The sequence below is a fragment of the Eubacterium sp. AF22-8LB genome, from assembly GCF_003458715.1.
Lineage (GTDB): Bacteria > Bacillota_I > Bacilli_A > Erysipelotrichales > Erysipelotrichaceae > Holdemanella.
In genome coordinates this window covers 67,394-78,424 of record NZ_QRVI01000010.1, presented here as the reverse complement: position 1 = coordinate 78,424, position 11,031 = coordinate 67,394, and the positions used below count along the sequence as shown (strand labels likewise).

Here is an 11,031-nt window from a genome sequence, read left to right as displayed (position 1 = left end):
TGTACCACTGGTGTAAATTTTCTCTTTTTGACTAGTCCTATTTATATGCTAACATCAAACTGCTTCTTGAAAGATATGAATTATTACAAGGAGCATTTCGAAAAAGACCTTGTTGAGTATAAAGATAAAATCAAAATGTATGAGCGTATCTGCGAACCTGAGAGTCGACTTATTGATCGCAATAAATATTTAGGCATGAATTATCAGAATATAAATATTGAAAATATAAGAAGAATGACAGCAGATTATGAGAAGATTCTGGATGAGCGTATTTGTCAGGTAGAAGCAAAATTAAAGGAAATGGAAAACTTACAGGAATTACGCAAGGACGAAATGGATATGGTTGAAATGAAATCAGATATGAAAGACATGACAATGGATGAGGATAGAAAAGATGCGATTTTGCATTGCTTGGCGGATGAAACTTTAGAGTATGTGTACGATCGTACATCCACTGGATTTTATTATGTGAGCACGGACAATCTGAGATTTACTGCAAATGAACGTTTTGACATCAATCTTACTGATGAGGATTTAAGCAAGATTTATGATTACATGAACTTAGATTTCTATGTTCTCGATTCAGAGTGCGAATGGGATGAAGATGAGAATGGAGAATACTTCGGTATTGCAGTTGGTTCAGATCGTGTCAATGGTGGTTACGAATTTGGTGATTATTGTGATTTGGATGAAGAAAGGTATGAGCTTCGTCAAACTCTGTTTGATGAGATGTGCGAACAGCATCCTATTGAATATAATGCGGATAAAGAATGTCTTACATTGCCGGATGGCAGAGTGATTCATAATATGCTTTCACGTGAGCAGGCAGTGAAGCATTATGAAGATTATATCTACAAAGAAGTCAACCAGAATCAGGAAGTCAAGGAAATGACAGAAATTTTATACGGTGATGAATTGGAAAAGGATGATTTAGAAGAATGTTTATAAACTCTTAAGGTTTAAGGACTTAAGAGTTTTTTTGTTAAGGCAATTTGCCTTAATTTTGAAAGGAGTTAATTATGGCAAGAAACTGGAAGAAAATGTCAAAAGAAGAGGAAGATAAAAAAAGGCAGGAAACTATAGATAAAGCTATTGAAACGATGAATAAAGGGATTTATGAATACCTAGATTCAGACAGATTCAAAACCCTTTTAGATACAATGTCAAAGTTTCATGATTACAGCATGAACAACACATTGCTGATTTTAGGACAGAACCCTCGTGCCACTCAACTTGCAGGCTATAACAAGTGGCAGCAGGATTTTAATCGTCAGGTCAAAAGAGGTGAAAAAGGCTTGATGATTTGGATGCCTGTCGAAATCAAAGTAAAAGAAAAGCAATATGTTCTGGATGAAAATGGGAATCGAATACTAGGCGATGACGGAAAATTCAAAAAGGAAGAAGTTGTAGTAAAAAAACATACATTTAAAATTGGATATACATTCGATGTGTCTCAAACAGAACAGATTGAAGGAAAAGAAGTGATTGAATTAAGTCCAGTAAAGGAACTGGAGGGTGATGTAAAGGATTATCAAGCTTTGACAAAAGCTTTGATGGAGATCAGTCCAGTACCAATAAAGATTGAAGCTTTCAAAGCATCTGCAAAAGGATGCTATAATCCATTGACAAACGAAATAAAGATTCAACCCGAAATGAGCGAGGTCCAGACAATCAAGACCATGATTCACGAGATTGCCCATTCGTTTGTTCACAGCAACGAAAATCTAGATCAGCTCAAACAGAAAGAAAACATTGAATTCAGTAAAAGCGAAAAAGAAGTGCAGGCAGAATCGATTGCATATATCGTTTCAAGCCATCTTGGCATTGATACATCGGACTATTCATTCCCGTATGTTGCTACGTGGGGACTATCGACTGAGCCATCAGACTTGGAGAATGTAAAGCAGAATTTAAAGTGTATTAAAAGTACATCATTTGATCTAACATCTAAAATTGATACGTACATGGAACAATTGCAGGCACAGCAGGAGCAAAATAAAGTCAATGTTCAAATTGCAATCAACTGGTCAGAAAATGGCACTGTTGCTCAGTACTCAGAAGAAAGCAATATTGCCCCAGAAGATAAGCTTTCTTTTGCAGAAGCAAATGAACTGCTAAAAAGAATGAACGATCATCTCAAGGATACTATGCTTGGATATGACAAAACAGAGTATGAAATCACACTTTACAAGGAAAATGATGCTGATCCTTATGTTTATTCTGGAAGATATGATATAGGAAGTGAAAATGGAGATATCATTGATACAATCAGCCATTATCTGGATTGGAAAATTGAACATGATAACGATCAGAATGCATTGCTTTTTAAAAATGATTTTATTCCTGATGTTGAAGCAGGACGTAAATTGTCAGTGAAAGAAGCAAAACGAGTCGACATCATTTTTAAAGGAATGTTATATAGGGAGTTGAAATATAAGACAATCAATTTCACAAGAGAATATTTTGAAACAGTGGATACAGCACGTGATGTCATGCGTGTAGAAGAAAAAATGGATGAGCTGTACAACAATGGCGATATATCAGGAAAAACTCGTGATGAAGTATTAAATAATCTTTCTGAAGTTGAAGAAGCTTTATACGCACGAATCAAAGATGATATAGAAAACGACTATCTGTTTAAAACTCAAGTTGAAAATGCAGTCAATGCAGATGGCGAGTTTGGATATAAACGAGCACTTTACAATCAAGATGATATGTACAAGGATGTCGTTAAAGATGTACTGGAAATTGATGATTTACAAAAAGATGCAGATGGAATGGAATTATAGTTAAGGCAGTTTGCCTTATCAAATTAGCCGATACAGCCAACGAATTAATTCGTATGCAGGTGAATGATGTTGATGAGATTCTTTACCTTGGAAAGCGTGCAGAGTTGAATGCTTTATATGATGATTTTGTTAAGCAATATGGACCTATCCATAAAAGAACGAACATCCATCTTTTAGACAACGACCCTCGTCTGGCTATGCTGGATTCACTTGAAAACTATGATGCAAAATCAAAGTGTGCAAGCAAAACTCAAATTTTTTCAGAAAGAACGATCCAACCAAAACGTGAAATAAAAGCTGTAGAAAGTTTGGAAGATGCTGTACGTGTATCTTTAGATACGTATGCATATTTAAATTTAGAATACATGAGTTCACTGCTTTCTGTGACAGAAGAAAGCGTGCGGGAGGAACTGCTAGATAAAAAGATTGCTTTTATTCAGCCTGAGTCTGGCAAATTACTCATGGCGGACGAATATTTGAGTGGAGATATCTATGAAAAGATTGAGATTGCAGAAAGATATGGTTTTGACAACAATATCGAAGCATTAAAAAGTGTTTTGCCAGAACCTTTGTCGGCTGAGGACATTCATGTACAGTTAGGTGCTCAATGGGTTCCTATTGAATATATCCGTGAATTCAGCAGTCACATTTTTAAGGAGTCCGGGTATGATTATTCACGGATGAGAATCGACTATGATGAATATTCAGCTAAATATTTTACAACACAGCCGAGTCGTTGGAATATTAACAGTGAGGTTACTTTAAACTGGGGAGTTCAAAAATCTGATAATGTAGACTTCTGGAAAAGCCAGCCAGATTACAATGGATATGACATTTTTACAGATATTATTAATTCCAGAATGCCTGAGATCAGAAACTACTGGCAGGAGGAAGATGATGACGGAAAAATACATCGAAAAAGTGAAATCAATCCTGAAAGAACAGCTCAGGCTCGACAGCTTGCAGAAGACCTGGAACAGGAGTTTGAGGATTGGATTTATCAGGACTATGAACGAAAAAAAGATTTGGTAGAGATTTACAATCATAGGTTTAACAATATTCGTAACCGAGTCTATAATGGTTCATTTATATCTTTTCCGGAAATGGCGCCTTCCTACAATCTTGAGCCTTATCAGAAAAATGCAATTGCACGTATCATGGATACGAATACAAATACATTGCTTTGGCAACAGGTTGGTGCAGGAAAAACATTTGAAATGGTTGCCAGCGGGATGGAAATGAAGCGTCTAGGACTAAGAAATAAGATTTTATACGTTGTACCTAACCACATTGTATCGCAGTGGGCAAACGATTTTTTACGTTTATATCCAAATGCCAATGTATTGGTGGCAACAAAAAAAGATATGTCAAAACAGCGTAGAATGGCTTTTACAACAAAGATTGCTACTGGTAACTATGATGCAATTATCATGGCACATTCCAGCTTTAAGATGATTTCAATCGGTACTGATTTGCAGATTGAACTGATGAGAAAACAGATGGATGAAATGAATGCTGCCATCGAACAATTGGATAACTCATACAATGAAAACCAAACAAAGATTGTAAAGCAGTTGGAAAGAACAAAAAAATCTATCGAAATGCAGATACAAAGATTAGCAGATTCAAGACGAGATGAGAATGTAGTTCCGTTTGAAAATCTGGGAATCGACTATATGTTTGTAGATGAAGCACATGAGTTTAAAAATCTTTTCAGCTATACGGCTATGCGAAATATCGCAGGTGTTCCACAGCAGAATTCCGCAAAAGCTATGGATATGTATATGAAATGCAAGATCATTGAGGATAATGGAGGTGGTATCTGTTTTGCAACAGGGACTCCAGTAACGAATACTATGGCAGAGCTTTATACTATGCAGAGATATTTGCAGGAGAACGATCTAAGAAAACAGAATATCCGTTGTTTTGATGCATGGGCAAAAACTTTTGGTAAAGTGACAAACAGCTTTGAAATCAGTGTGGATGGCTCAGGATTTGTCAATCGTTCACGCTTCTGTAAATTCTTCAACATGGAAGAATTGATGAATCACTTTAGACAGGTTGCAGAGATTCAGACAGCCGGAATGCTGAGAAAAGCACTGGAAGAATCGGTACTAGGTCGAGTAAAAGCTGTACCGCCAAAACATATTGGTGGTAAGCCAACTGTTATTGCCATTGAGCCAAGTGATGTACTGGAAAACTACATCAGTGAAATTGTTGAACGTACCGAAAACATTCATAATGGAAATGTGGATCCGCACATCGACAATATGCTTAAGATTACATCAGACAGTAAAAAAGCAAGTATTGATATGCGATTGATTGATCCAAATTATCCAGACGAAGAAAATGGAAAACTATGGACGATTGCAAAACAGGTATATCAGATTTACAAGGATTATGATAATGATAAAGCAACCCAGCTTATTTTCTGTGACTCGTCTACACCTCATAAGAATGAGATGGAAGATGATGGGGAAGGCAGCTATGTGTTCAGCAATGTCTATGACGATCTAAAGATAAAATTTGTAGAATTAGGTATTCCCGAAAACGAGATCGCATTTATTCATGATTATGACACAGAATTAAAAAAGCAGAATCTTTTTGAAAAGATGAATAAAGGCGAAATGCGTGTTTTGATTGGTTCAACACCAAAACTTGGAGCAGGAACGAATATACAGGAACGCATGATAGCAATACACCATGTAGATGTTCCATGGCGTGCAAGCGATATTGAACAGCAGAATGGACGAGCATTCAGACAGGGAAATATGTATAACGAAATTTACGAATTCCGCTATGTTACTAAAAAATCATTTGATGCATATTCATGGCAGATGGTCGAAACAAAATCAAGCTATGTAACACAGCTTCTAGAAGGTACGGGAGATACACGTGAATTTGAAGAAGATACACAGAATAGTTTCTCGTATGCCGAGGTTAAAGCAATTGCATCTGGAAATCCTATCATCAAGGAAAAATTTGAAGTAGACAATGAAGTAAAAAGATTGGAAACAATGCGTAGGTCATGGCAGAAGAAGAAACTACAGGCACAGGATGATGTTGCACTTTTGCCAAATCGAATCGAAACAGAAAAGAAATATCGCACCATTCTTGCAGAGGAATGTGAATATTTCAAAGATGAGATTGAAGCCAACAATCTTAGAGATATGGAACACTTTACATTTTATGATGTCAAAGGGAATGAATATCACGATCTGAAGGAAGCTTGGGATGCGATTCAGGAATGTACAAAGGGGTACAAGCTGAGTGATTATAAAGAAAATAAATTTGTAGGTCGCTTTATGAAAGCAGATGTATTGATTGGATTAGGCTTGGCAGGTGAAGGAATAGTAATCAAACTGAAAACACCATTGCGTACAATCAATGTTGATTCGGTAAATCCAGTAGGTCGAGTAAATTTCAATCGAATGTATAAACGTATCAATGATATACGCTATTCATTGAACAAAACGATTGAAACTATTCAGAATTACGAAGGGAATCTAAAAATTGCAAAAGAAATGGTGAACAAACCTTTTGAATTGCAGGATGAATTAACAAGTGCAAGAAATCGTCAAAAGGAGATCAACAAGATATTAGATACTTCTGGAAATGAAAACAGTAAAGTAGTTGTTGAGGATGATTTAGAAGAAGAAAGAAATGAAAGCTGTATGGAATTATAGAATTAAGGCAAAATGCCTTAATTCTTTTATTCTTTGTGCGTAATACAGCGTGAAAATGCTCATTTTCCTGTTTTTGTCAACAATAAATTTTTTTGTGAAAATTTTGTTGGATTTTTTATTTGAGCATTTTTGAGCTATAATGTGCTTTATATAAAGCGTATATAGCTCTTTTTGCTCACGATGCTCATTTTTACCCTGAACAAATTTCGCACAAATTTCTAGCATTTTTGTCCGAGAGTTGTGCTATAATGGTATCATCAAGTAAGTGTATACATAGGACCTAAAACGTGTGTTTAGGTCCTTTTTTCATGCGAAAGGAGTGATGAACATGAAATACGTTTTATCGAAACAATGCAGTTTCAACAGAAACAAGGACAGCCTGATAGGCTATACAAATCTATGCTTTCGTAACGGAGTATGGATACCTCAATATCATTTGAATGTTGATGATACTCTGAATTCTTTCTATGAAGATAGAATGCAGACTTTCTGTAAATATATTAAAGATGTGATCGTACCGAATGGATATGAGTCGATTGAATATTTGGTAAATCGCTTAAATTTAAAAACGATTGGATTGAGCCGATATCAACTCTATGCTTCTACAGACGAAGCAAACTTTTGTATACGGTTCGTAAAAAACATGTATGCTAAGGATATGATATATATTCATATGTTTTGCAAGGATTGAGTGTCATTTCGCACAAATTTCTAGCATTTTTGCCAGATTAAAATGGTAAAATATAGGTAGATATAAATTTGAAAGATATAAAGGACAGCATGTCTGTTTCTAATGGCAAGGAGAGTGATGAATGCGATGTCAAGGAACACTGGGTATTTCATTCTTGAATGGTTAGTGTATATATCAGTGATTCTGTTGGTGTTAGCATGTATTGTTTCTTTACTTAATGATATTATTCCATTCAAATATTTCGAAATTTTTTCGCCAAGATGGTATTTTTGGAATTTATCTGCATATTTGCTTTATGGTGTATTGGTTTGTTGGTTGGTAAGTGTATTCCTTGTTATATTATTCGGCTTAATTGGAATTATATAAAAGTCAATTCAACGGCTTAAGGCAAATTGCCTTAATTTAAATATAAGGTCGATTCACGGACCTTGGCAGAAGTGCCGAAAGTACAGATGAACTAAAATCACACCTTTGTCATTCGTGGCAGGGTTAAAATTTTGTAGTAATCTGTAATGCCATTGCTTGAGGTTGCAGTACAGTACAAATTTTGATGGTAGTGAAGGTGTATGTACCCATTTGAAATGTTGCAGCACGGCACATTTTAGAAAAAAAGCGGGCACTGTATGACGTGGTATTCCTGCATACACGTAAGTCCTGTTTTCATATCGTGCCGAGTAGTTCGACCGCCTACAATGCACGACCCAAACGATAAGACATGAGGTTGTTTTTTGTTCTCATGAGTTGCTCACCGGAACTATTGATGCAACATTAAACATGAAGTCAAACCAGATATCCGTTTTCAGGACCTGTTCTATTGTTTATCTCCCTTTGGTAACTGAGATAATATAGAAAGTAAAACTTTTTCGCTTGCAGTTTAATATAACAGATTGCCATAAACGGATATCAAAAATGACCACGGCAGAAACATGAGCCTGCCATTACATGAGGATGCAAGTTCCGTGGGTGCAACTCCCACAATCCTCAAATACCATCCTACCAACACATAAATCTTTCTAAATAATACAAGGAGATAGGTCCTTCTACGATAGCTCACACTAAGATTTATCTGTTGGTGGACATCATTTGATTTAAATTAAAGCATAATTAAAAAGATGGGAGGAATCTCCTTTTAAAGACTACTTTTTACTTTAAATCGAATGAAACATACTTATGATGAAATTTGCAAAGGTCTGAATATTTTCTCTGGTTCAATATATATCAAACAGACAACAGCTTTATTCTTCGTAAGTTTTTTTAATGAAGGTAACAAGTATTATCAGGTGCAATTCCTGAAACCTTCAATTTTTAATTTCAAGATGTAGCAACAAATCTAACAGTAGGGGGTGAAACTCCTGCTTTCCAACGTAACCTTTTCATGTTGCTACAACGTTAGCTGTGAAAGGCTTTCTTAACAAATGATGTTTTAAATTTTAAGGAGAATGTCAAAATCTAAAACATCTAACTTAGACATGGGACAACGATCCACAAGCCAGTGTTCTGGACAGAGCAGAAAACATGAGCCTGCTCATTGCTTTAAATGGGTGCATATAATAATGACTAATAAGCCCTTTTATATATCTTTCCCTTAAAAATTTATATGTGCCCATTTAAAATAATTTGACATAAGCAAAAGGCAGAATTTGATATTCTGTCTTTTTTTATGATTTCAAGAATTAAGGCAATTTGCCTTAAGAATGGAGGAAGAAAAAATGAAGTCTATTATACTTTACAATCAGGGAGGCTATTCCCCTGAATTGTTAGCATTCAATGGAGAAACAAATTTTGCAATTCTATATTATGCTTGCATTATAAAGCCTTATGTTCTCGCAAGTAAACTAGATGATGATGTGAGATCGGATGAATTTGAGGAAGTAGCTTGCTTTGAAAAGTATGACGATTGTTTACGAAAATATCAGTCCTTGGTTCTACAGCATTTAGAAAATACAATTCCAGTTGCAGAATTATTTAAACATTTAAAGAAAACAGATTTAGATAACGTGGTTGGTTTGGCTGGTGAGAAGATTATGGATGATGAAGATGATGAAAGAAGATGGGAGAAAATATGGTCTGCACTTATTAGATATAGACATCCAATCATAAAAGAATGCATTGAGAAGATTCAAGTGCTCTATGATGTAAAACTCAGTGGATGGGATAAATAAAACTTAAGGCAGATTGCCTTAATATTAAAATAAGGTCGAGTTTCTTTATATTCACAGTGTAGTACAGCAAAAAACATGAAATTCACCCTGAATTTCGCACAAAAATCTAGCATTTTTTGAAAGGATACATGGTAAAATAGGGGTGTAAAGAGATTGATTAAAAAATTAAGGCAATTTGCCTTAAAAAATAGAACAGGAAAGGATGTATTATATATGAAAACAAAACAAATTTTAACAGCAGGTGCGATCGCATTAAGTATGATTTTGACAGGATGTTCTGCTTCATCGACAGGAACAAAAGACACAAAGACAACAGAAGTCGCTAAGAAAAAAGAAGTAAAAACAATTGGTCAAAAAACCAAGGATTCAAAATCGTTGAAGATGACAAACAATACTGGAAAGAAAATCACTGTATTTGAAACAAAATCAAGTTCAGAAGAATCTTTCAGTGATAACTTGTTGGAAGATGGTGACGCTGTGAAAAACAAAGAAGAACGCACTTTGTATTACACTGTTAAAGAAAACGATAAGCTGGATGTAAAAGTAGGATTACAGGATCAGGACAAAACATTCGTATTCAAAGATGTAAATACGGAAGATACAAAGAAAGTTGATGTTTCTTTAAAAGAAGATAAAGTCAATTTAGATGTAACGAAAAAAGATGGCAGTACTGCCACCTTGACACCATCTGAAAATTCTGCAAAGACGGAAGATGAGAAAAAAGATGAAACTGAAGTAAAGCAGGAAGAAAAGAAAGAAGAAACAGCGAAAGCCGATTCTTCAAATAAATCAAACACTTCTGAATCAAAGAAGGATAACACAGCTTCGACTACGAATACTAGCTCAAACAAGAACAACACAAGTTCTTCTAAGCCTTCAAACAGCGGTAGCAATAACTCTGGCTCATCAAAGCCATCGAATAACAATGGTTCAAATTCTAACAACTCAAAACCAGCCGAACATAAGCATGACTGGGTGGCACAGTATAAGACGGTAAATGTTCCGGAAAAAGGACATAACGAACAGGTCTTGGTGCAGGCTGCTTATGATGAACAGGTTCCAGTTACAGAGATGAGAGCTCATGATATCTGTAATCAATGTGGAGCAGATTTAACTGGAACTGATATTCCGGCTCACATGGAAAACAGCTACTTAAATGGAGGTAATTGTGGTGGACACCATACTGAATGGCGTGAAACGGTAGTAGGATACAATGTTGTTCATCACGATGCAGTGTATGAAACAAGATATGTTGTTGATTCACCTGCTACTACAAAACAGGAATTAACAGGCTACAAGTGTAGTGTTTGTGGCAAAACGAGAGCTAACTAAATATAAATCAAAGGCAGAATGAAAATTCTGTCTTTTTTTGTTGGTTACAGATTGTTGTAATACAGCATATTTTTGAATTGCTTCATATAAAGAAGGTGTAGATTGAAAATGGAATTTGGATTAGCATTGATTTTATTTGTCGGATTAATTGTTATATGTGTGTTTTATTACTCATTGGTCAGCATTTCAAAGCAGACCGCAATCAAAGAAAAGAAACTCTTAAATAAAAACTGATATAAAAAAAGGAACTCACGTTGAGTTCCTTTTTTGTTTCACACGCAATAAAGCGGGGAATACCCGTGCTATTGCACCAAAAGAAAGTATATATGAGAAAGGGTGGGATGAAATATGAACAGATACAGTTTATTTGA

The 11,031-nt window shown here is 35.4% G+C and carries 7 protein-coding genes; all 7 read left to right on the top strand.

Going from position 1 to position 11,031, the window contains the following annotated elements; genetic code table 11:
- Positions 1-948 (top strand): hypothetical protein (locus tag DWY01_RS05500; RefSeq protein WP_207658564.1); only part of this gene is annotated, 948 nt, incomplete at its 5' end.
- A gap of 71 nt (positions 949-1,019) precedes the next feature.
- Entirely contained in the window at positions 1,020-2,789 is a 1,770-nt protein-coding gene (locus DWY01_RS05495) for an LPD25 domain-containing protein (protein WP_117994485.1), read from the top strand.
- Between the two features lie 53 nt (positions 2,790-2,842).
- Positions 2,843-6,475, top strand: coding sequence for a DEAD/DEAH box helicase family protein (locus tag DWY01_RS05490; protein ID WP_117994482.1), 3,633 nt, complete (start codon positions 2,843-2,845; stop codon positions 6,473-6,475).
- 328 nt (positions 6,476-6,803) lie between these two features.
- Positions 6,804-7,166, top strand: coding sequence for a hypothetical protein (locus DWY01_RS05480; RefSeq protein WP_117994472.1), 363 nt, complete (start codon positions 6,804-6,806; stop codon positions 7,164-7,166).
- Positions 7,167-8,875: 1,709 nt separating this feature from the next.
- Positions 8,876-9,328 (top strand): hypothetical protein, encoded by a 453-nt coding sequence (locus DWY01_RS05470; protein WP_117994464.1) that lies wholly within the window; start codon positions 8,876-8,878, stop codon positions 9,326-9,328.
- 213 nt (positions 9,329-9,541) lie between these two features.
- Positions 9,542-10,660, top strand: a complete 1,119-nt coding sequence (locus tag DWY01_RS05465) for a hypothetical protein (RefSeq protein ID WP_117994460.1) — start codon at positions 9,542-9,544, stop codon at positions 10,658-10,660.
- A gap of 108 nt (positions 10,661-10,768) precedes the next feature.
- Positions 10,769-10,894 carry a hypothetical protein gene (locus DWY01_RS11885; protein WP_256372084.1) on the top strand — a complete coding sequence of 42 codons (126 nt, stop codon included), beginning with the start codon at positions 10,769-10,771 and terminating at the stop codon, positions 10,892-10,894.
- Positions 10,895-11,031: the final 137 nt, after the last annotated feature.

Excerpts from the sequence above, each read along its gene's own strand:
- DWY01_RS05480 (WP_117994472.1), top strand. The coding sequence starts at position 6,804 with ATGAAATACGTTTTATCGAAACAATGCAGTTTCAACAGAAACAAGGAC.
- DWY01_RS11885 (WP_256372084.1), top strand. The coding sequence starts at position 10,769 with ATGGAATTTGGATTAGCATTGATTTTATTTGTCGGATTAATTGTTATA.
- DWY01_RS05465 (WP_117994460.1), top strand. The coding sequence starts at position 9,542 with ATGAAAACAAAACAAATTTTAACAGCAGGTGCGATCGCATTAAGTATG.
- DWY01_RS05495 (WP_117994485.1), top strand. The coding sequence starts at position 1,020 with ATGGCAAGAAACTGGAAGAAAATGTCAAAAGAAGAGGAAGATAAAAAA.
- DWY01_RS05490 (WP_117994482.1), top strand. The coding sequence starts at position 2,843 with ATGCAGGTGAATGATGTTGATGAGATTCTTTACCTTGGAAAGCGTGCA.
- DWY01_RS05470 (WP_117994464.1), top strand. The coding sequence starts at position 8,876 with ATGAAGTCTATTATACTTTACAATCAGGGAGGCTATTCCCCTGAATTG.